Source organism: Pseudomonas sp. PDM04 (genome assembly GCF_014851765.1).
Taxonomy (GTDB): Bacteria; Pseudomonadota; Gammaproteobacteria; order Pseudomonadales; family Pseudomonadaceae; genus Aquipseudomonas.
The window spans coordinates 23,089-45,404 of record NZ_JACVAI010000004.1 but is presented as its reverse complement, the minus strand read 5'-3'; the positions used below and the strand labels follow the sequence as shown (position 1 = coordinate 45,404).

General features: G+C 60.4%; 18 protein-coding genes. 7 read left to right on the top strand and 11 right to left on the bottom strand.

The window, feature by feature from the left end:
* Positions 1-58: 58 nt before the first annotated feature.
* From IB249_RS16285 to IB249_RS16240, 10 genes are all read right to left on the bottom strand, one after another.
* Positions 59-1,621, bottom strand: a complete 1,563-nt coding sequence (locus IB249_RS16285; RefSeq protein ID WP_192306506.1) for a SpoVR family protein — start codon at positions 1,619-1,621, stop codon at positions 59-61.
* A complete protein-coding gene (locus tag IB249_RS16280; RefSeq protein ID WP_192306504.1) occupies positions 1,618-2,889 on the bottom strand; it encodes a YeaH/YhbH family protein in 1,272 nt (423 codons plus the stop codon). Before IB249_RS16280 ends, IB249_RS16285 begins: the two co-directional genes overlap by 4 nt.
* Positions 2,890-3,011: 122 nt before the next feature.
* The gene (locus tag IB249_RS16275; RefSeq protein WP_192306502.1) at positions 3,012-4,934 is read right to left on the bottom strand and encodes a PrkA family serine protein kinase; all 1,923 of its coding nucleotides are present in this window, start codon (positions 4,932-4,934) and stop codon (positions 3,012-3,014) included.
* A gap of 297 nt (positions 4,935-5,231) precedes the next feature.
* Positions 5,232-5,561, bottom strand: a complete 330-nt coding sequence (gene glpE, locus IB249_RS16270; protein ID WP_192306500.1) for a thiosulfate sulfurtransferase GlpE — start codon at positions 5,559-5,561, stop codon at positions 5,232-5,234.
* A 33-nt stretch (positions 5,562-5,594) separates the two neighbouring features.
* On the bottom strand, positions 5,595-6,476 hold the full coding sequence (locus tag IB249_RS16265) for a symmetrical bis(5'-nucleosyl)-tetraphosphatase (RefSeq protein WP_192306498.1): 882 nt from the start codon (positions 6,474-6,476) through the stop codon (positions 5,595-5,597).
* On the bottom strand, positions 6,476-6,856 hold the full coding sequence (gene apaG, locus IB249_RS16260; RefSeq protein ID WP_192306496.1) for a Co2+/Mg2+ efflux protein ApaG: 381 nt from the start codon (positions 6,854-6,856) through the stop codon (positions 6,476-6,478). The genes IB249_RS16265 and apaG overlap by 1 nt, the downstream gene beginning before the upstream one ends.
* Before the next feature lie 124 nt (positions 6,857-6,980).
* A complete protein-coding gene (gene rsmA / locus IB249_RS16255; protein WP_192306494.1) occupies positions 6,981-7,796 on the bottom strand; it encodes a 16S rRNA (adenine(1518)-N(6)/adenine(1519)-N(6))-dimethyltransferase RsmA in 816 nt (271 codons plus the stop codon).
* Positions 7,793-8,782 carry a 4-hydroxythreonine-4-phosphate dehydrogenase PdxA gene (pdxA, locus tag IB249_RS16250; protein ID WP_192306492.1) on the bottom strand — a complete coding sequence of 330 codons (990 nt, stop codon included), beginning with the start codon at positions 8,780-8,782 and terminating at the stop codon, positions 7,793-7,795. The genes rsmA and pdxA overlap by 4 nt, the downstream gene beginning before the upstream one ends.
* Positions 8,779-10,095, bottom strand: a complete 1,317-nt coding sequence (gene surA, locus IB249_RS16245) for a peptidylprolyl isomerase SurA (RefSeq protein WP_192306490.1) — start codon at positions 10,093-10,095, stop codon at positions 8,779-8,781. Before surA ends, pdxA begins: the two co-directional genes overlap by 4 nt.
* The gene (locus tag IB249_RS16240) at positions 10,076-12,874 is read right to left on the bottom strand and encodes an LPS-assembly protein LptD (protein ID WP_192306488.1); all 2,799 of its coding nucleotides are present in this window, start codon (positions 12,872-12,874) and stop codon (positions 10,076-10,078) included. Before IB249_RS16240 ends, surA begins: the two co-directional genes overlap by 20 nt.
* Before the next feature lie 130 nt (positions 12,875-13,004).
* On the opposite strand from IB249_RS16240, the gene IB249_RS16235 reads away from it, so the two are divergent.
* The 3 genes from IB249_RS16235 to IB249_RS16225 are packed head-to-tail and all read left to right on the top strand — an operon-like array spanning position 13,005 to position 15,461.
* Positions 13,005-14,024, top strand: a complete 1,020-nt coding sequence (locus tag IB249_RS16235; protein WP_192306486.1) for an aminoglycoside phosphotransferase family protein — start codon at positions 13,005-13,007, stop codon at positions 14,022-14,024.
* A complete protein-coding gene (murU, locus tag IB249_RS16230) occupies positions 14,021-14,692 on the top strand; it encodes an N-acetylmuramate alpha-1-phosphate uridylyltransferase MurU (RefSeq protein ID WP_192306484.1) in 672 nt (223 codons plus the stop codon). Before IB249_RS16235 ends, murU begins: the two co-directional genes overlap by 4 nt.
* A gap of 1 nt (position 14,693) precedes the next feature.
* Positions 14,694-15,461: a DnaJ domain-containing protein gene (locus IB249_RS16225; RefSeq protein ID WP_192307361.1), complete on the top strand. Its 768-nt coding sequence runs from the start codon at positions 14,694-14,696 to the stop codon at positions 15,459-15,461.
* A 90-nt stretch (positions 15,462-15,551) separates the two neighbouring features.
* Here IB249_RS16225 and IB249_RS16220 read toward each other — a convergent pair whose 3' ends face one another.
* Positions 15,552-16,544: an alpha/beta hydrolase family protein gene (locus IB249_RS16220; RefSeq protein ID WP_192306482.1), complete on the bottom strand. Its 993-nt coding sequence runs from the start codon at positions 16,542-16,544 to the stop codon at positions 15,552-15,554.
* A 73-nt stretch (positions 16,545-16,617) separates the two neighbouring features.
* On the opposite strand from IB249_RS16220, the gene IB249_RS16215 reads away from it, so the two are divergent.
* From IB249_RS16215 to IB249_RS16200, 4 genes are all read left to right on the top strand, one after another.
* Entirely contained in the window at positions 16,618-19,014 is a 2,397-nt protein-coding gene (locus IB249_RS16215) for a PAS domain S-box protein (RefSeq protein WP_192306479.1), read from the top strand.
* A 111-nt stretch (positions 19,015-19,125) separates the two neighbouring features.
* Positions 19,126-19,755: a response regulator gene (locus IB249_RS16210; protein ID WP_192306477.1), complete on the top strand. Its 630-nt coding sequence runs from the start codon at positions 19,126-19,128 to the stop codon at positions 19,753-19,755.
* A gap of 251 nt (positions 19,756-20,006) precedes the next feature.
* The gene (locus tag IB249_RS16205) at positions 20,007-21,134 is read left to right on the top strand and encodes an ABC transporter ATP-binding protein (protein ID WP_192306475.1); all 1,128 of its coding nucleotides are present in this window, start codon (positions 20,007-20,009) and stop codon (positions 21,132-21,134) included.
* Between the two features lie 103 nt (positions 21,135-21,237).
* Entirely contained in the window at positions 21,238-22,281 is a 1,044-nt protein-coding gene (locus IB249_RS16200; protein WP_192306473.1) for an ABC transporter substrate-binding protein, read from the top strand.
* Positions 22,282-22,316: the final 35 nt, after the last annotated feature.

Sequence of the window (22,316 nt, the reverse complement as noted above, 5' to 3'; positions counted from 1 at the left end):
CCTCCGTTAGCCCGACAGAATAACCTTTGTGTCGAGCTTTCGGAGGCAGAAACCTGAATCAAAGATGAATGACGGCCAGGTCCAGCCGGCCGTAATCGCCTTCGCTTTGTTCGCTGCGTGGTGGAACGTGGTGGGTTTTCATCACCTGATCCCCCTGCAGGGTTTCCAGGTGAATGTCGAAGCCCCAGAGGCGATGCAGGTGCTTGAGTACTTCCTCGGTGGATTCACCCAGAGGTTTTCGGTCATGTTGCTGGTGACGGAGGGTCAGGGAGCGGTCGCCGCGGCGGTCGATGCTGTAGATCTGCACGTTGGGCTCGCGATTGCCCAGGTTGTATTGCGCTGCCAGGGTTTCACGGATGGTGCGATAGCCCTCTTCATCGTGGATGGCCGGTACCAGCAGATCGTCCTTCTGGTCGTCATCGAGAATGCTGAACAGTTTCAGGTCGCGGATCACTGTCGGTGACAGGTACTGCAGGATGAAGCTCTCGTCCTTGAAGCTGCTCATGGCGAACTTGATGGTCGACAGCCAGTCGGTGCCCGCGATGTCCGGGAACCAGCGCCGATCTTCTTCGGTCGGGTTTTCACACATGCGCCGGATGTCGCGGTACATGGCAAATCCCAGCGTGTAGGGATTGATGCCGCTGTAGTAAGGGCTGTCAAAGCCGGGCTGGAAGACCACGCTGGTATGGGACGTGAGGAATTCCATCATGAAGCCGTCGGTGACCAGGCCCTCGTCGTACAGGTCGTTCATCAGGGTGTAATGCCAGAACGTGGCCCAGCCTTCGTTCATCACCTGGGTCTGGCGTTGTGGATAGAAATACTGGGCGATCTTGCGCACGATACGCACGATTTCCCGCTGCCAGGGTTCCAGCAGCGGTGCGTGTTTCTCGATGAAATACAGGATGTTCTCCTGAGGCTCCGCGGGGAAGCGTGCGTTGTCCTTGTCGCTGAATTTGTCGGCGCCCTTGGGGATGGTGCGCCACAGGTCGTTGATCTGTTTCTGCATGTGCTCTTCCCGATCCTTTTGCCGGCGGCGTTCCTCCTCGGCGGAAATCGGGTAGGGGCGTTTGTAGCGATCCACTCCATAGTTCATCAATGCATGGCAGGAGTCGAGCAGGTCCTCGACGGCATCGATGCCATGCCGCTCCTCGCACTGCATGATGTACTGCTTGGCGAACACCAGGTAATCGATGATCGAACTGGCGTCGGTCCAGGTGCGGAACAGGTAGTTGCCCTTGAAGAAACTGTTGTGCCCGTAGCAGGCATGCGCCACCACCAGCGCCTGCATGCAGATGGTGTTTTCCTCCATCAGGTAGGCGATGCAGGGGTCGGAGTTGATCACGATCTCGTAGGCCAGCCCCATCTGGCCCCGGGAGTAGGATTTTTCGGTGCTGAGGAAGTGTTTGCCGTAGGACCAGTGGTGGTAACCCAGTGGCATGCCCACCGAGGCGTAGGCGTCCATCATCTGCTCGGCGGTGATGACCTCGATCTGGTTGGGGTAGGTATCGAGCGCGTAGCGAGCCGCAATACGGCTGATTTCACGGTCGTAGGCCTGGATCAGCTCGAACGTCCATTCGGAGCCGGTGGAAATGGGTTGGCGCTTCTGCTCTTTGGCGGTCATGTCACTAACCTGCGCTGGAAGAGTTCACGGAAGACCGGATAGATATCCCCGGCCGAGACCAGTTGTTGCTGGGCAAACGTGTCAGAAAAGGCTTCGGCGATGCGCTCGTATTCGAACCACAGTGCCTGATGTTCCCGGGGGGTGATCTCGACGTAAGTGTAGTACTGCACGAATGGCATGATCTGGTTGATCAGGATGTCGCGGCAGATCGGCGAGTCATCGTTCCAGTTGTCTCCATCGGAGGCTTGTGCCGCGTAGATGTTCCATTCGTTAGCCGGATAGCGCTCGGCCATGATCTCCTGCATCAGCTTCAAAGCGCTGGAAACGATGGTGCCACCGGTCTCGCGAGAGTAGAAAAACTCCTCCTCGTCCACTTCCCGGGCACTGGTGTGATGGCGAATGAACACCACGTCGATCTTGTCGTAGTTACGCTTGAGGAACAGGTACAAGAGGATGAAGAAACGCTTGGCGATGTCCTTGGTCGCCTGGGTCATGGAGCCGGACACGTCCATCAGGCAGAACATCACTGCCTTGGAACTGGGGTTGGGCTGCTTGATCAGCAGGTTGTATTTGAGGTCGAAGGTATCGAGGAACGGAACGCGGTGAATACGTGCGCTGAGTTTTTCAATTTCCGCTTCGATTTCCTGAATATCGCCGAAGTTGTCTGGTTCATCCCGTTTGAGTCGCAGCAGTTCTTCCTTGGCTTCGCGCAATTTCGCCCGGCTGCTGCCAGACAGCGCAATGCGTCGGGCGTGGGCCGAGCGCAAGGTGCGGATGATGTTGATCCGCGAGGGGTTGCCTTCGTTGCTGATCCCTGCGCGCACGGTTTTGAAGGTGTCGGTGCCGCTCAGGTTGCGCTTGACCAGATTCGGCAGCTCAAGGTCCTCGAACATGAATTCGAGGAATTCCTCCTGGGTGATCTGGAAGACGAATTCATCCATGCCTTCGCCGGAGTTGCCGGCCTTGCCGGGACCTCTGCCACCGCCGCCTCCGGGCGGACGGGCAATGTGCTCACCCGTGGTGAACTCCTTGTTGCCGGGGTGTACGACGGTCTGCTTGCCTCCGCGCCCGTGGTGAAGCACCGGCTCGTCGATGTCGCGGCCGGGAATGCTGATCTGTTCGCCGTGTTCCATGTCGGTGATGGAGCGCCGGCTGACCGCCTCTTCGACAGCCTTCTTGATGTGATCACGGTAACGCCGCAGAAATCTCTGGCGGTTCACCGTGCTCTTGTTCTTGCCATTGAGACGTCGGTCGATCACATAGCTCATAGGCCCCTCCCGGGAACTTCAAGTCGTAAGCTTCAAGCTGCAAGCAAAAGCGCCATTAACGCCCGGGACGGGGGTTCAACTGCGTTTCCCTTGCAGCTCTCGGCTAGAAGCTTTTCGCTGCTTCACTGCGACTTCCGGACCCGCAGGTACCATTCGGAAAGAAGCCGTACCTGTTTGTCGGTGTAGCCCCGCTCGACCATCCGTGTAACAAAGTCGTTGTGCTTCTGCTGGTCCTCTTTGCTGGCCTTGGCGTTGAAGCTGATGACCGGCAGGAGATCCTCGGTGTTGGAGAACATTTTCTTCTCGATGACCACCCGCAGTTTTTCGTAGCTGAGCCAGGTCGGGTTCTTGCCGTTGTTGTTGGCGCGAGCCCGCAGCACGAAGTTGACGATTTCGTTGCGGAAATCCTTCGGATTGCTGATGCCGGCCGGTTTTTCGATTTTTTCCAGCTCCTCGTTCAATGCCACGCGATTGAGGATTTCGCCGGTTTCCGGGTCGCGGTATTCCTGGTCCTGGATCCAGAAGTCGGCGTACAGCACGTAGCGATCGAAGATGTTCTGGCCGTATTCGCTGTACGACTCGAGGTAGGCGGTCTGGATCTCCTTGCCGATGAATTCGATATAGCGCGGTGCCAGATACTCCTTGAGGTAGCGCAGGTAGCGCTCGCGGGTTTCCGCCTGGAATTGTTCCTGTTCGATCTGTTGTTCCAGCACGTACAGCAGATGCACCGGGTTGGCGGCAATTTCATGGGGGTCGAAGTTGAAGACCTTGGACAGGATCTTGAACGCGAAACGGGTGGACAGGCCATTCATTCCTTCATCGACACCGGCGTTATCGCGGTATTCCTGGATCGACTTGGCCTTCGGATCGGTGTCCTTGAGGTTTTCACCGTCATACACACGCATCTTCGAGTAGATATTGGAGTTCTCCGGTTCTTTCAGGCGAGAAAGCACGGTGAACTGGGCCAGCATCTTCAGGGTGTCGGGTGCGCAGTGGGCCTTGGCCAGCGAGCTGTTGAACAGCAGCTTGTCGTAGATCTTCACTTCGTCGCTGACTCGCAGGCAATACGGGACTTTGACGATGTAGATCCGGTCGATGAACGCTTCGTTGTTCTTGTTGTTGCGGAACGTATGCCATTCCGATTCGTTGGAGTGGGCGAGCAGGATGCCGGTGAACGGAATCGCCCCCAGGCCTTCGGTACTGTTGTAGTTGCCTTCCTGGGTGGCCGTCAGCAAGGGGTGCAGCACCTTGATCGGTGCCTTGAACATCTCGACGAACTCCATCAAGCCCTGGTTGGCCCGGCACAGTGCGCCGGAATAACTGTAGGCATCGGCATCGTTCTGCGGGAACTCTTCGAGCTTGCGGATATCGACCTTGCCCACCAGCGCCGAGATGTCCTGGTTGTTCTCATCTCCCGGTTCGGTCTTGGCCACGGCGATCTGGTTGAGGATCGACGGATAGAGTTTCACCACGCGGAACTGGCTGATGTCGCCACCGAACTCGGCCAGACGCTTGGTCGCCCATGGCGACATGATGGTATTGAGATAGCGCCGTGGAATGCCGAAGTCTTCCTCGAGGATCGCGCCATCTTCGGTGGCGTTGAACAGACCCAGAGGCGATTCGAAGACCGGCGAGCCTTTGATGGCGTAGAAGGGCACCTTTTCGATCAGTTGTTTGAGTTTCTCGGCCAGGGACGATTTACCGCCACCCACAGGGCCGAGCAGATAGAGAATCTGTTTCTTCTCTTCCAGGCCCTGAGCGGCATGGCGGAAATACGACACGATCTGGTCGATGCATTCCTCCATCCCGTGAAAGTCTTCAAAGGCTGGATATCGACGGATCACCTTGTTGGAGAAGATTCGCGAAAGCCGCGAGTTGGTGGAAGTATCCAGCAGCTCCGGTTCTCCGATGGCCAGCAAGAGACGCTCGGCGGCGGAAACGTAGGCACTGCGGTCCTTTTTGCACAGCTCCAGGTACTCTTGCAGCGAGAATTCTTCCTGGCGTGTGGACTCGAAGCGTTGTTGGAAGTGGCTAAAGATACTCATGACGTCACCTCGCTCGATACGTGGAGCCGACGCCGGATCACTCAGTCGATGCTGGCAGCAACCGAACAGGCAGTTGCTGTTTACCCCCCAGAAATCCCTCGGAGCTCACGACTCCGAAAGCTACTCCCGATGATCCGCGCGCCGGTGTACCGGCTCTCCCCTGTTTTGGATGGCCTGCGCTTAAGGATAGTTGGGAATTCGGGAGGTAAAGGGCGGATACGTAATTAGTTGTGGCTGACCGTTCGTCTGGTGGCGCGCCAGCCCGCGGGAGCCGGGGGCTGGCGCGTTACAAAAATATTATTCGCCGGTGCTTTGCGAGGTTTCCGCCGGATAGGTCGTGCGCCATAGCTCAAAACCGCCATCCAGGCTGTAGACGTCCGAGAAACCCTGGCCGACCAGATAGGCCGCCGCGCCCTGGCTGGAATTGCCGTGATAGCAGACCACGACGGTCGGCGCGTCCAGGTCGGCGCCCTGAATGAAGGCATGCAGGGAGTGATTGTCCAGATGCTTCGAACCGCTGATGTGCAGCGCGGCAAATGTCGCCGGGTCTCTGACATCGACCACGACTGCGCCTTGTTCGCGCAGGGCCTGGGCCTGTTCTGGGGGGATGCGTTTGAATTCGCTCATGGCGGGCTCCTGGGGCTCGGCTCAAAGCGCAGTCTAGCGCTGGGCGCCGGCTGACGTTGATGCGGAAAGAGACGGGACGACTGGCGGCATTGCCTGGCCATGGTCGTCGCATTGACATTGAATGCGTTCAAGGGTGTCGACGTTCATCAGGGTCATCGAACCGCCCCAGACGCAACCGGTGTCGAGGGCGAAGATGCCTGGCTGGTCACACCGGCCTTCGAGCGCTGCCCAGTGACCGAAGATGATCTTCACGTCCCGGGTTTTGCGTTCCTTGTAGGTAAACCAGGGGGCGTAACCGGGCGGCGCGGTGTCGACGCCTTCCTTGCCCTTCAGGTCGAGCTTGCCTTCGCTGGTGCAGAACCGCATCCGGGTGAAATAGTTGGTGATCACCCGCAGGCGCGTCACGCCTTTGAGGTCGTTGTCCCATTTCAGCGGTTCGTTGCCGTACATGCCGTCGAGGTAGGGAGTCAGGCGATTGTCGTCACGCAGGACCTCCTCGACTTCCGCCGCGCACTTGAGGGCTTTGCGCAGCGACCATTGTGGTGGAATGCCGGCATGGACCAGTGCAATGTTGCGTTGTTCGTCGTAGTGCATGAGCTTTTGCTGGCGTAACCACTCCAGCAACTGCGAGCCATCCGGCGCCTGGAGGATTTCACGCAGGGTGTCGGCTTTCTTCAGGCGTTCGATGTTGTGCCCGGCGGCCAGCAGGTGCAAGTCGTGGTTACCGAGCACGCACACCAGCGAGTCGCGGATGCCGTAGAGAAAGCGCAGGGTTTCCAGCGACTGCGGGCCACGGTTGACCAGGTCGCCCACCAGCCACAACGTGTCCCGGGCAGGGTCGAAGGCCACCTGCTCGAGCAGGCATTTAAGGGGTTCGAGGCAACCTTGCAGGTCACCGACGGCGTACGTCGCCATCAGTGCAAGGCTCCCGGTACGGCCAGGCGGAAGGGGGCAATGATGGCATCGAAGTGCTTGCCGTCGTCGGCAATCATTTGATAGGTGCCTTGCATGGTGCCGACTTTGGTCGTCATGACGGTGCCGCTGCTGTAGGTATGGTTGGCGCCGGACTGGATCAACGGCTGTAAACCCACGACACCGGCGCCTCTCACTTCCTCGACATGCCCGTCACCGTCGGTGATCACCCAGTGCCGCGACAGCAGTTTGGCCGGTAATTCGCCATTGTTGTGCACGGTGATGGTGTAGGCGAAGGCAAAGCGGTTTTGCTCGGGTTGCGATTGTTCTGCCAGATAGCGGGTGACGACGCTGACGTCGACCTGATAACGAGGATCGGACATGCAAGGGGCCTTAAAAACTGAGCGGGACGCGGGGGCGTAGCTGATGAGACTCAGTCTAGGCCAAGTATCGGGTAGTAGACCAGACATGGGCGCTGGTGTCCTACCCGATGACGCGGGTTGCCGGTCAGACGGCGGCGGGTTGCTGCAGTTTTTCGCTGAGCTTGTCGGCCAGGCGCACGAAGGCGGCCAGGTCGAGCTGCTCGGGGCGCAGGCTGCCGTCGACACCGGTGGCGGCGATTTCGTCGCTGCTGAGCAACAGCTTGAGGGTGTTGCGCAGGGTCTTGCGACGCTGGTTGAAGGCTTCGCGCACGACGCGCTCCAGCAAGCGGTGATCCTTGGCCGGGTGCGGCAGGACGGCGTGCGGCACGAGGCGCACGATGGCCGAGTCGACTTTGGGTGGCGGGTTGAACGCGCCGGGACCAACGTTGAACAGGTGCTCCACGCGGCAGTGGTACTGAACCATGATCGACAGGCGACCCCAGTCGCCGCCGCCAGGGCCCGCAGCCAGGCGCTCGACCACCTCTTTTTGCAGCATGAAGTGCATGTCGCGAATGATCCCTGCGTTGTTCAGCAGGTGGAAAATCAGTGGCGTGGAGATGTTGTACGGCAGGTTGCCGACCACGCGCAGGCTGTTCGGCGCAGCGTTCAGGCTGTTGAAGTCGAACTTCAGCGCGTCGCCCTGATGCAGGTTGAAATTGCTCTTGCCGGCGAATTGCTGGTTGAGGATCGGGATCAGGTCCTTGTCCAGCTCCACCACGTCCAGTTGCGCGCCGCTGCCGAGCAGGCCTTGTGTCAGCGCCCCCTGGCCCGGGCCGATTTCCAGCATGCGGTCTTCGGGCTTGGCATGGATGGAGCGCAGGATGCGGTCGATAACGCCGGCATCGTGCAGGAAGTTCTGGCCAAAGCGTTTGCGCGCCTTGTGTTGGTAGTGCTCGGTCATAAACGGGTCTCGGCCATCTGGTAGGCGGTTTCCAGGGCGACCTGCAGGCTGCCGGTGTCGATCTTGCCGCTGCCGGCCAGATCCAGGGCGGTGCCGTGGTCGACTGACGTGCGGATGATCGGCAGGCCTAGGGTCACATTGACGGCCGCACCGAAACCTTTGTATTTCAGCACGGGCAAGCCCTGGTCGTGGTACATCGCCAGCACTGCATCGCAGTGCTCCAGATATTTGGGGGTAAACAGCGTGTCGGCGGGCAGCGGGCCGCGAAGGTCCATGCCTTCGCCGCGCAGGCGCTCCAGGGTAGGTTCGATGATGTCGATTTCTTCATGGCCCAGGTGACCGCCTTCGCCAGCATGCGGATTGAGTCCGCACACCAGGATACGTGGCCGGGCGATGCCGAATTTTTCTTGCAGGTCGGTGTGCAGAATCCGCGTCACCCGTTCCAGCCGCTCCGGTGTGATGGCATCGGCAATGTCGCGAAGGGGCAGGTGAGTGGTCACCAGGGCCACGCGCAAGCCCCGCGTCGCGAGCATCATCACCACCTGTGCGGTGTGCGTCAGGTCGGCGAGAAACTCCGTATGACCGGAAAAGGCGATGCCCGATTCATTGATCACGCCCTTGTGCACGGGCGCGGTGATCATCCCGGCAAAATGCCCGTCCAGGCATCCCTGGCCCGCACGGGTCAGGGTTTCCAGAACGAACGCGGCATTGGCCTTGTCCAGCTGTCCAGCCGTTACCGGAGCGCCGAGCGGCGTATCCCAGACATACAGGCTGTTGGCTGGCGCGGGTCGATCCGGCCAGTTGCCCGGCGTCACCGGCAGCAAATCGACAGCCACGCCCAGCTGCGCGGCCCGCTCCAGGAGCAGGTCACGGCTGGTAATGGCAATCAGAGGGTGTGGCTGGGGTTGCGAGGCGAGCAGCAGGCACAGGTCTGGACCGATGCCCGCCGGTTCGCCGGGTGTCAGCGCGAAACGTTGGGGTTTCACTGCGCTGCCTGGTCTGCACCAGGGAGTTTGATTTCTACGTAGGCTTCGTCACGGATCTGCCGCAGCCAGGTTTGCAGCTCTTCGTCGTATTTGCGGTTACGCAGTACGGTCATGGCCTGTTGTTCGCGGGCCTGGTTGGTACTGTCGGTCGCGCGGCGGCCAAGGACTTCCAGGACGTGCCAGCCATACTGGGTCTGGAACGGCTTGGACAGCTGACCTTGCGGAGTCTTGGCCATCACTTCACGGAACTCGGGCACCAGTGCATTGGGATCGATCCAGTTCAGGTCGCCACCGTTGAGGGCGGAACCCGGGTCTTCCGAATAGCTCTTGGCCAGCTCGGAGAAGTCTTCGCCCGCTTCGATACGGCTGTAGAGCGACTGGGCCAGGGCCTTGGTTTTCGCTTCATCGCGAATCGGGCTTGGCTTGACCAGGATATGACGCACGTGCACTTCGTCACGTACCTGGGCTTCGCCGCCGCGCTTGTCGAGGATCTTCAGGATGATGAAGCCCCCGGGGGTGCGCATCGGTGCCGTGATTTCGCCAACGCTCATGGTGCTCAGCATGCGGTCGAACGGAGGGGGCAATTGAGCCGCTTTACGCCAGCCCATGTCGCCGCCTTCCAGTGCGGTTTCGCTGGCGGATTTGGCAATGGCCAATTGGCCAAAGTCGGCGCCTTGCTGGAGTTGCTGGTACACCGCGTCTGCCTGTTTGGCTGCATTCTGAATGGCGTCGGAGTTGGCGCTTTCCGGCGTAGGGATCAGGATGTTGGCCAGGCGAAACTCTTCGGACAGCTGCATCTTGCCCAGGTCGGAAGCGAGGAAGTTCTTCACTTCCTGTTCGGAAACCTGGATGCGCTCGGCCACACGGCGTTGGCGCACGCGGCTGATGACCATTTCGCGGCGGATCTGCTCGCGGGCGTCCTCATAGGACAGACCGTCACGAGACAGGGCAGCACGGAACTGCTCAAGCGACATGTTATTGCGCTGGGCAATGGTGCCGACCGCCTGATTAAGCTCCTCATCGGTGATGCGGATACCGGAACGTTCGCCGATCTGCAATTGCAGGTTCTCGACGATCAGGCGCTCGAGCACCTGCTGATCCAGCACGCCGGCTGGCGGCACAGCCGCGCCGCGCTTGGCGATGGTTTGCTGAACTTCGCGAACACGCTGGTCCAGCTGGCTCTGCATGACCACATCGTTGTCGACAATGGCCACCACTTTATCGATGGACTGTACCGCGGCATTCGCCGCGGTACCCAGGAACAGCGCGCCCAGCACAAGCGGGCGCAGACAATCAGAAAGCTTGGTCTTCACGTTCACGATAACCTTGGATGCCTTTGTCGAGGAAGCTCTCTACTTTGGCGCCGGTGAGGCCGCCGAGACCTTTCAGAACGATTTGTAGGAAGACGCCGTGGTCGCCTTTTTCGTTTTGTGGAGCTTCCTGACTGAATTCGTCGTAGGAAACCCAGTAACGGTTGATCAGGCGCAGTTTCCAGCAGCAGTTGTCGTACTCGAAACCACCGAAGGCTTCCAGGGTACGGTTGCGGTTGTAGTCATACTGCCAGCGGCTGATGGCGTTCCATTGCGGCACGATCGGCCAGATCACCGAGAAGTCGTGCTGCTGGATCTTGTAATAGTCCTTCACGTAGCCAGGCTGGCCCGGCGTGCCGTAGTCACCACCACCCACCGACCATTGGCCGGTGTTCTGGTCATAACGGACCTGGTCATTACGATAGCGATAGCCGGCGTTGATGACCTTGTTCGGGTTGTCTTCTGGCTGGTAGTGGAACATCGCGCTGCCCGAGCGAGGGCTGCGGCTGTCCGGGTCCCAGTTGTATTCGGCGGTCGTGCGCCAATCACGGTTCCAGCGATATTCGTATTGCAGCGCGTAGGGCGACACATCGGATTGAGAATCCATACGGGTTCTCGAATCAATACCTGGCAGCTGGACCTTGCGGTCCTTGAAGTACAAGGCTTGGCCGACACTGATGGTTTGGCGCTCGAAACCATTTTCATCGATCCAGCGGTTGGTCACGCCCAGCGACAGTTTGTTCTCGTCGCCAACGCGGTCGCTGCCGGAGAAGCGGTTGTCGCGGAACAGGGACGCGTAGTTGAACGTGTACTCGCCGGTGTCGAATACCGGAATGTCGCTCTGGTCTTTCTCCGGTACATAGAGATAGAACAGACGGGGTTCCAGGGTCTGACGATAGTTTTTGCCGAACCAGGTCGTGTCGCGGTCGAAATACAGGCCACTGTCGATGCTGGCGATCGGAACGCCGCGATTCTGGTTGCTGCTGAACGTTCCGTACAGTCGGTTGCCTTCAGCGTCCTGGCTGGCAATGTCCGATTTACCCCGACCATCGAGATCCAGCTGGTACTGGGTGTACTGGTACTTGAGCGATGGCTTGAGGAAACCATAGGTCCAGTTCAATGGCAGGCTGACACCCGGCTTGAGGTTGAGGCGATCGCCGTTGGCGCGGGCCAGACCCGAAACGTTGGTGTCCAGGCGAGGCGACAGGACGCCATCTTCATCGGAGAACTGACCCGTCTTCAAATCACGGTCAAACCTAACGACTTCAGTCTCGTAGTCGAAATTCAGGCCGTTGGGATGCGTAGGCAACTGACCATTGAAGGTGATCTGCGGCAAGCGATTGTATGGCGTGATGTTGGAAACCGTTGCCAACTCATACGCCTGGGCATTCAAGCGAGCGGAATAGCTGTCGCCACGGTAGGTGACAGAACCCTGCTGGTTGACGTAGTCCGCGCTTTTCACGCCAATCTGGTCGGTCTGCAGATCCTGGAAGTAATACGGATCGCTGATCTTGGTGTAGTCGACCTGGGTGAATACGCGCGAATCGAGGCCACCCTTGTGCTGCCAGTTGTACATGTAGCGGGTTTTTTCGTAGTCGGTCTGCTTGCTGCGTTCGGTGTCGTCGTCGTTGAGGTACGCCGCGCCGAACTGACCTTCGCTGGACTTGGTCAGGTAACGGAACTCGCCTTCCATCAACAGGCCGCGCTTGCTCATGTAGCGCGGGTACAACGTGGCGTCGTAGTTCGGCGCCAGGTTGAAGTAGTAAGGGGTGACCAGCAGGAAGCCGGTATCGCTGCCGCTGCCGATGGTCGGCGGCAGGAAGCCGGACTGGCGACGGTCGTCGATCGGGAAATAGATGTACGGCGTATACAGGACCGGAATGTCCTTGACCCGCAGTGTCACGTTGGTCGCGGTACCGAAACCGGTGGCCGGGTTCAAGGTGATGTTGTTGCCCTTGAGCTGCCAGGCGTTGCTGTTCGGTTCGCACGTGGTGTACGTACCATCCTTGAGGCGGATGATCGCGTTCTCGGCCCGTTTGGCATACAGCGCGTTACCGCGGATACGGGATTTGTGCATCACGTATTCGGCGTTATCGACTTTGGCTTCACCGGTGTCGAGCTGCACTTCGGCGTGGTCGCCGACGATCAAGGCGCCGTTGTCGCGAATGCGCACGTTGCCGTCCAGCTCGCCACGGCTCTCGGCCTGGTAGAGGTTCGCTTCGTCGGCTTCAGCCTGCATGCTGCCTTGACGCAGGACGACATCGCCGGCCAGGGTGGCAATCTGCTCATCCTGCTTGTAGCGGGAGGCCTTGGCGCCGACGAAGGTCGGAGCGTCACTTTTATTCGTCTTGTCATTCATGCCAGGACGAATCGGTTCGATATAGGAACCAGAGCAGTAAGGACCGGTTTCGGCCAATTGTGCTGCAGTGAGCTTCTCGCGCGGAACCCAGTCAAGATGACTGTAGTCTTCGCTACGGGACTTGAGGCCGCGACCCTTGGACTCGGTCACCAGCACGGGCTTGGCGCCGGTTTCTTCGTCGGAACCGGTCTGCGCCGGGGCGTCACCACTGGAGCTGACTGCGCTGCCGTCATGGACGGGACGCGGAGGCAAGGCTGCCGCCGGCGTCTTTGGCGCACAGTCCCAGGCACCCGAAGCAGAGACTGAGCAGTCATACTGTTCCGCGGCGACCACGAACGAAGTGGCTAGGGGTTGCAGGGCCAGCAGACTGCCAGTGACCAACAACGGAAATTTTTTACGAAACGCGGGGGATTTCAATGCCATCTTATTAGTCCGGGCTTCCTGCGTGCCATCTGCCCGCGGTGTGGGCCGCACGCCTCTCGATGGTCTGAAAAAGATGCTGGATAATAAAGCATGACCCGCTTGACGGCTAGGGCCGTCGGAGACCCTTGTAATGCCTGACCAAGATGTACGTTTGCAACACCTGAAAGTTTGGCTCGATGAGCAGTTGGCGGCCCTCTTTGCGGAGCAGGGTTGGGGCACCGTACCCCCGGCCACGTTGACTGCGGCCAGTAGTGATGCGAGTTTTCGGCGCTATTTCCGGTGGGAGGGCGCAGGCCGAAGTTTCATCGTCATGGACGCTCCGCCCCCCCAGGAAAACTGCAAACCCTTCGTGGATATCGCCTTTTTGTTGGCGAAATCCGGAATAAATGTGCCGAAAATTTATGCTGAAGACCTCGAACGCGGGTTTCTTTTGCTCAATGACCTGGGCAACAAGACGTACCTGGATGTCATCGACAGTGAAAATGCCGACGGTTTGTTCACCGATGCCCTGCAGGCCCTGACCGCTTTTCAACAGTTGCCGATGGTCGCCCCGCTGCCCAGTTATGACGTTGCGCTGCTGCGTCGCGAGCTCGAACTGTTCCCCGAGTGGTACGTGAAGCGCGAGCTGGGCATCGAATTCGATCCGGCGCAGCAGGTACTCTGGGATAACGTGACCGAGCTGTTGATCGACAGTGCTCTGGCCCAGCCCAAGGTGTTGGTCCACCGCGACTACATGCCGCGTAATCTGATGCTCAGCGAGCCGAATCCCGGCGTACTGGATTTCCAGGATGCGGTCTACGGCCCGGTGACCTATGACGTGACCTGCCTGTTCAAGGATGCATTCCTCAGCTGGCCCGAAGAGCGTGTGCACGGCTGGCTGGAAGGCTACTGGAAACAAGCGATCGCTCTGGGTATACCGGTCCAGCCCGATTTCGACGACTTCCTGCGGGCCAGCGACCTGATGGGGGTGCAACGTCACCTGAAGGTCATCGGCATCTTTGCCCGCATCTGTCATCGCGACGGCAAGCCACGCTATCTGGCAGACGTGCCGCGATTCTTTGCTTATATAGATGCAGTGATCGCCCGCCGGCCCGAACTGGCTGAGCTGGATGTGTTGCTCCTCAGTCTGCGTGCCGGAGCAAATGCATGAAGGCAATGATTCTGGCTGCCGGCAAGGGGGAGCGCCTGCGTCCCCTGACCCTGACGACCCCCAAGCCCCTGGTCCGCGCCAATGGCGTGCCGTTGATCGAGTATCACCTGCACGCGCTGGCCGCCGCCGGCTTCACCGACATCGTGATCAACCATGCTTGGCTGGGCCAGCAGATCGAAGATCACCTGGGTGATGGCTCACAGTATGGCGTGAGCATTCGGTACTCGCCGGAAGGTGAGCCTCTTGAAACCGGTGGTGGGATCTTTCGCGCATTGCCGTTGTTGGGCGACGACGCGTTCGTGGTGGTCAACGGCGATATCTGGACCGATTACGACTTCAGTGTGCTGCACGCACCCATTGCCGGCCTGGCTCATCTGGTGCTGGCGGATAACCCGCGACACCATCCGGCCGGCGACTTCGTGCTGGTCGACGGTCAGGTTCGCGATGGCCAACCGGGCGGGACGACCCTGACCTACAGTGGCATTGCGGTGTTGCATCCGCAGTTGTTCGACGGTTGTTCGCCAGGCGCTTTCAAGCTGGCGCCGCTGCTGCGCAAGGCCATGGTCGAGGGGCAGGTGACAGGGGAGCGGTTGCACGGTCGCTGGGTGGATGTCGGCACCCACGAACGTCTCGCTGAAGTCGAAACCTTGATTGAAGCGAGTCGCTGACATGCTGTGGCCAGGGACTCTGATTGGAGCCGGAGTGGGCTTTTTCGTCGCCAGCATTCCGGGGGCCATGCTTGGCGCCTTGTTGGGCCAGGCGCTGGATCGACGCCTGCAATTGCAGAGCTGGGCGCATTTGCGCGAAGCGTTGGGTGGGCGCTCGGTGCTGCGCAACGATGAATTGCTGTTCGTGTTGCTCGGGCGGCTGGCCAAGAGTAACGGCCGGGTGCTGGACGGCCACATCCTGCAGGCGCGGCGGGAAATGCAGGCGCTGGAAATGTCCGAGGCGGCGAAGCAGCGGGCCATTGCGGCATTCAATCGTGGGAAGTCCGGTCATGACCCTTTGCGCCGTTATCTGCGTCGCCTCAGCATTCAGCCCCATGCAGCGGAAGGCGTGCTGCGAGCCTGCTGGCGAATGGTCTGGGCGGACGGGCGTGCCGGTATGGCCGAGCGCAAGTTGATTGCGCAATGGGGCAAGTGGCTCGGCTGGAAGTCATATCAGGTGCAGGCGCTGGCGGCCGATTATGAGCCGGCCAAGCGTCCGCTGGCCAACAGCTCGCTTGTTTATCAGGAGGCACTGCAGTTGCTGGGGGTGACTGCCGACACCGAACCGGCGCTGATCAAGCGTGCCTATCGACGCCTGCTCAGTCGGCATCACCCGGACAAGGTCGCCGGCAGCGGCGCGACGGCTTCGCAAGTGCGCGAGGCCACGGACATGACGCGAGAACTGCACAGCGCGTACACGTTGATTCGCCAGCGGCGGGATTTCCGCTAGCGCAAGGGGGCTGTTGTCGGCCTGCCGGTCTCGCTTCGCCTGGCACCAGTGTGTGGGCGAGCCGGCTCGCGATAGAGTCGACGCGGTTGATCAGTCCTCTACGGATTGGGGGTTCAACCAACCCCGGACCCGGCGGACCAACTGCTCCTGCTGGTCCTTGCTATTGCCCGGCAACGCCTTGAGCGAGACCTGGCTGAACGCAGATGCCTTGAGTCGCTTGCTGGCCTGCAACCGTTCCAGTGCAGCACTGCGATCCAGAGGCTTGTCCAGATAGAAGAGGTCGGCGGTCGGCAATTTCAGCGTCGGCGTCAGTTCAACCAGCCCGGGTTTTGCCGCGCCAGGTGTTTGAGCTGCCACCATCACGAATTTCTCGACTTGCGAGGGCTGCTTTTCGCTCAGGTAACGCGCCGCCCAATAGGCACCGGTGCCATGGCCAAGCAGCACGATGCTGCGCGCGCTTTGCTGTTCGGCGTAGGCAATCGCTGCATCAATGCGTGCGAAGATTCGTTCGGCATCGGCTTTGACCTGTTCATCGCTGGTCTCGACGACCGCCTTGTCCACTATGTCGGCTTCACCGCCCGCCACCTGTTCGATGGGCGCAGCCGTGGTCGAGTCCTTGCTGCCGACGTCTGGGGCTTTGATCGTCGCCGGCACTTCGACCACGCGAGGCGCGATGGCATCGCTTTGCGGGTCGGGCAGGGTGATACTCAGGCTGCTCCATTCGGCGTCCGGCAGTTTGCGGCGCAATGGGCCGATCGCTTGCGGCCAGTCAACGGTTTCACCGGCGCCCGGGATGATAATGACCGCGCCCTTGGGTTCAGCCGTATTGGCCGGCTTCCACAAGGCCAGAAACGTATCGCTGCCCGCTTGCAGTTGTTGCTGTTCCTGAGCAGGGATTTTTCGCTCAAGTGCTGTCGCTTCTTCCTGACTGCGCTCAAGCAGCGGCTGACGCTCGGCCGCTTTTTCGTCGGCCGGTTTTTCCACGGCAGCAGGTGCCGGGTCAGCGGCCTCGACGGAAAAGGCACAAGGCAGGATCAACGACAGGCACAATGCTGGCAGTGCCAGGCGGTAGACAGGGGGCATCGGTTATTCCAGGCCAGAAGTTATTCCGGCAGCCTAATGGGTTGGTCAGTATTTGTCAGTGTGTGAGACTTCGATGAAGCGTATTCGCTGCCTGTGGGTTATCGGCTGTTTGTGGTTTCCCTTGATGGGCTGGGCGACCTCTGCACCACCGCCGCACGTCGCGCCATTGTCCGCCAGCCAGCAACAATGGCTGGCGCAACATGGCGAGCTGCGCGTCGGCGTGGTGTTGCAGGTGCCCTACGCGCAATACGATCGCCGTTTGCAGCGCTTGTCCGGGGTTAACGTCGAGCTGATGAAGTGGCTGGCCAAGGCGCTCAATGTCGAGCTGAGCTGGCGCAATTTTCCCGACCTGGCTCAGTTGGAGGCCGCTGCCCGCGAGGGTGAAATCGATCTCGCCCCCGGGTTGGCGCAAACCCCCGGCGGCTTGCGCCTGTGGCAGTTTTCCGATCCGTACATGCGGGTCCCGCAGTTGGTGGTCAGCGACCAGAAAGCCGCTGGTGTCGTTGAACTGGAGAAACTCGACAGCCAGACCCGCGTCGCCGTGCGCATGCCCAGTGCCACCGCCGATTACCTGCGCAGCAACTATCCGCATCTGAACCTCCAGGGAGTGCCCCTCGAGCGCCAGGCCTTGCAGCTGCTGGTGAGCCAGCAGGCCAGTTACGCGGTAATCGACGAAGCGCAACTGGGGCGGCTGTCCGTCGAGCCGGACTTTGCCGGCCTGGTGGTGGTCGGCGACATTGGCCTGCCCCAGCTGTTGCGCGTGGCCACGCGTCGCGACTGGCCGGAGTTGGCCGGCATTATCGAAAGTGCACTGCGGGTGATCCCGGCCAAGGATCTGGAGCAGTTGCACAACCAATGGTTGCAGCCCAAATACCCGCGTCTCACCGAGTCAAGAGGGTTCTGGCAGAACCTCAGCCTGCTCCTGGCGGTCTTGATGTTGAGCAGCATGGCCATCGTGTTCTGGCAGCGTCGGCAGCAACACAGCCTGGAACATCGGCTGCTGGCGGCGCGGGAAGACATTGCCCTGCGCGCCGCCAGTGAAGAGGCCTTGCGTCTGACCCAGTTTTCCATCGACCAGAGCACGGTCGGGATTCTCTGGGTCAACTGGGACAGTCACGTGCGCTACGCCAACCGTGCCTCCGAAACCATGCTGGGCTATTCGGCGGGCGGCATCATTGACCGGCCGCTGATCGATCTTGAACCTGGCCTGCACATGGACCGTTGGCTGAACCTGTGGAAGCGCGCCCGCGCCAGCGAGGAAGGGCCGCTGAGTTTCGAAACCAATTGCCTGCGGGCCGATGGCAGCATGTTGCCGACCGATGTTTCGCTGAGCTTCCTGCGGTTTCGGGATGGCGAATACCTGGTGGTTTATCTCAACGATGTGACCGAGCGCCGCCGCGCACTGGCGGCGTTGCAGGAAAGCGAGGCGCGCCTGCAAGGCATTGCCGCCAATGTCCCGGGATTGGTCTTTCGCCTGGAACGGGCACCGGTGACCGGGCAGATCGACTTCGCCTACATCAGTGAGGGCAGCGAAAGCCTGGTGGGTTACTCGCCGGCGACCCTCGCCCATCGAGACAAGGGCTTGCGCAGCCTGGTGTATCCGGACGACAAGGCCAGTTACCACCAGACCCAGGACCATGCGCTGGACACCGACAGCGACTGGTCGTGGCAGGGCCGGATTCTCACGCGTCAGGGTGATTTGCGCTGGGCCGAGATCAAGGCCATTACCCGGCGGCTCGAGGACGGCAGTTCGGTGTGGGACGGTATTGTCTGGGACATCAGCGAGAGCAAGCGCATCGAGTTGGAGCTGGCCAGCTCCCGTGAGCAGCTGCGCGAATTGTCCGCGCACCTTGAGAGCGTCCGGGAGGAAGAAAAGGCCCGAATTGCCCGGGAAGTGCACGACGAGTTGGGGCAGATGCTGACGGTGTTGAAGCTGGAAACGTCCATGTGCGAGTTGGCATACGCTCAGCTCGACCCGGGTCTGAACGAGCGTTTGCATAGCATGAAGCGGCTGATCGCCCAACTGTTCCAGTTGGTACGTGATGTCGCGACAGCCTTGCGCCCACCGATTCTCGATGCCGGGATTGCCTCGGCCATTGAGTGGCAGGCGCGGCGTTTCGAGGCGCGTACGCAGATTCCGTGCCTGGTGCAGGTGCCGGAAAACCTGCCAGTGCTCAGTGACGCCATGGCAATCGGCTTGTTCCGGATCCTTCAGGAAGCACTGACCAATGTCATGCGGCACGCCCAGGCGCATACTGTCGAATTGACACTGACCCTTGAAGGCGACGAGTTGTGCCTGACCGTCAGCGATGATGGCGTAGGATTTGTCGCCGCCACCGGCCGGCCGACCTCCTTCGGTCTGGTCGGCATGCGTGAGCGGGTGTTGATCATGGGTGGGCGATTGTCGCTCGAAAGCGAGCCGGGGGAGGGCACGACCCTGAGCGTGCGGGTGCCGCTGGATGAAGCCTGAACAGTGGGCGGTGTCTGAACTACTGCCTTCACGGGCGAGCGCGCTCTGATAGGGTGTTGAGCGTTCCTGGGGCGGACTGGCCCACGATGGATTTTGAATCTGGAGAAGAACGTGATCCGTGTACTGGTAGCCGAAGACCACACCATCGTTCGCGAAGGCATCAAGCAGCTGATTGGCTTGGCCAAGGACCTGCAGGTGGTGGGGGAGGCGAGCAATGGCGAGCAGTTGCTCGAGACCTTGCGCCATGTTCCCTGCGAAGTGGTGTTGCTGGATATCTCCATGCCGGGCGTCAATGGCCTGGAAGCGATCCCGCGGATCCGCGCGCTGAACAATCCGCCGGCCATCCTGGTGTTGTCGATGCACGACGAAGCGCAAATGGCGGCGCGGGCATTGAAGATGGGCGCGGCGGGGTATGCCACCAAGGACAGCGATCCGGCGCTGCTGCTGACGGCGATCCGTAAAGTGGCGTCGGGCGGGCGCTACATCGATCCTGAACTGGCCGACCGCATGGTCTTCGAAGTCGGCCTGACCGATTCGCGCCCCCTGCATTCGTTGCTCTCGGAGCGCGAGTTCTCGGTGTTCGAGCGCCTGGCCCAGGGCGCCAACGTCAACGACATTGCCCAGCAACTGGCCCTGAGCAATAAAACCATCAGCACCCACAAGGCGCGGCTGATGCAGAAACTCAACATCACCTCGCTGGCCGAACTGGTGAAGTACGCGATGGAGCACAAGCTCCTCTAGGCATCACGGATGACTCCTGTGGGGGCGGCATGTCCATTTGCGACATGCCGCCTCAGCGCTTTTGCGTGGAACGGCGGCCTGCAACCAGGCGAGTGCCGCCGCGGTTGCCAAAACGCGCCATTCTTGTAGGGCAATCCCTACCCGCAACCTTCCATCCGGCTGAGGCGATTCTCTCCTGCGCCCCGATTTGCGTGCTCCCCAGCGTCCACTAGGCTTAGTCCACAGCAGTCATCAACAACAAAGGTGTGGGTATGAGCCAGGTCGATTCAAGCGCAGGGGCCAGTGACATTCTGGTCAGCTTTCGTGGAGTGCAGAAGAGCTACGACGGCGAGAACCTGATCGTCAAAGACCTCAACCTGGACATTCGCAAGGGCGAATTCCTCACCCTGCTCGGGCCGTCCGGTTCGGGCAAGACCACCAGCCTGATGATGCTCGCCGGTTTCGAAACCCCGACCGCCGGTGAAATCCTCCTGGCCGGGCGCTCGATCAATAACGTGCCGCCGCACAAACGCGACATCGGCATGGTGTTTCAGAACTATGCCCTGTTCCCGCACATGACCGTGGCCGAGAACCTCGCGTTCCCGCTGACCGTGCGCGGCCTGAACAAAAGCGATGTCAGCGACAAGGTCAAGAAAGTCCTGAGCATGGTCCAGCTCGACACCTTCGCCCAGCGCTACCCGGCACAGTTGTCGGGCGGCCAGCAGCAGCGTGTGGCGTTGGCGCGCGCACTGGTGTTCGAGCCACAGCTGGTGCTGATGGACGAACCGCTCGGTGCGCTGGACAAGCAATTGCGTGAACACATGCAGATGGAGATCAAACACCTGCACGAGCGCCTCGGCGTGACGGTGGTCTACGTGACCCACGACCAGGGCGAAGCCCTGACCATGTCCGACCGCGTCGCGGTGTTCCACCAAGGCGAAATCCAGCAGATCGCCCCGCCGCGTCACCTCTACGAAGAGCCAAAAAACACCTTCGTCGCCAACTTCATCGGCGAGAACAACCGCCTCAATGGCCGTTTGCACAGCCACACCGGCGACCGTTGCGTGGTCGAGCTCGGGCGCGGTGAAAAGGTTGAAGCGCTGGCGGTCAATGTCGGCAGGACCGGCGAACCCGTCACGCTGTCGATTCGTCCGGAACGCGTGAGCCTCAATGGTTCGAGCGAGTCCTGTGTCAACCGCTTCTCAGGGAGGGTGGCGGAATTCATCTATCTGGGCGACCACGTCCGGGTTCGCCTGGAAGTCTGCGGCAAGACCGACTTCTTTGTGAAACAGCCGATTGCCGAGCTCGATCCCGCGCTCGCTGTCGGTGATGTGGTTCCGCTTGGCTGGCAGGTCGAACACGTCCGCGCGCTCGACCCATTAGGGGACGCTGTCGCTTAGTTTCCGCACTGCGATGGGGAAACCGAGCGATAGCGTCCACAAGAGGCGAACTGATCGCCCCGGCAATACCAACACCCAACCCTGCACGTGGAGAGAACAATAAATGTTGAGATCCCTGAAATTCACCGCCCTGGTCATGGGCATGATCGGTGCGGCACACGCGATGGCGGCGGGCCCGGACCTGACCGTGGTGTCCTTTGGCGGGGCTAACAAGGCGGCGCAAGTCAAAGCCTTCTACGCGCCGTGGGAAGCGGCAGGCAATGGCAAGATCGTAGCGGGCGAGTACAACGGCGAAATGGCCAAGGTCAAGGCCATGGTCGACACCAAGAGCGTGTCCTGGGACCTGGTGGAAGTGGAGTCGCCGGAACTGTCCCGTGGTTGCGACGAAGACATGTTCGAGCAACTTGACCTGGCACTGTTCGGCAAGAGCGAAGATTACGTCAAGGGCGCTATCCAGCCTTGCGGCGTGGGCTTTTTCGTATGGTCGACAGTCCTGGCCTACAACGCCGACAAGTTGAAAACCGCACCGACCAGTTGGGCGGACTTCTGGGACACCAAGCAATTCCCGGGCAAGCGTGGCCTGCGTAAAGGCGCCAAGTACACCCTGGAATTCGCCCTGATGGCCGACGGTGTTGCGCCGAAAGACGTCTACAAGGTGCTGGCCGGTAAAGATGGCCAGGACCGCGCGTTCAAGAAGCTCGACGAGCTCAAGCCAAGCATCCAGTGGTGGGAAGCCGGCGCACAGCCGCCGCAGTACCTGGCTTCCGGTGACGTGGTCATGAGTTCGGCCTACAACGGCCGGATCGCCGCCGTGCAGAAAGAAAGCAACCTGAAAGTGGTGTGGAACGGTGGCATCTACGACTTCGACGCCTGGGCGATTCCACGTGGCCTGAGCAAGGAGCGTGCCGAGGCAGCGAAGAAATTCATCGCGTTCTCGGTGCAGCCGCAGCAGCAGAAGACCTACTCGGAAAACATCGCCTACGGTCCTGCCAACACCCAGGCCGTGCCGTTGCTGGCCAAGGATGTCCTGAAAGACATGCCGACCACCCCGGAAAACATCGCCAACCAGGTGCAGATCGACGTCAGCTTCTGGGCTGACAACGGCGAGCAACTGGAACAGCGTTTCAACGCCTGGGCTGCAAAGTAAGACCGCAGCGCGGGCTTACGCTGTAGGAGCGAGCT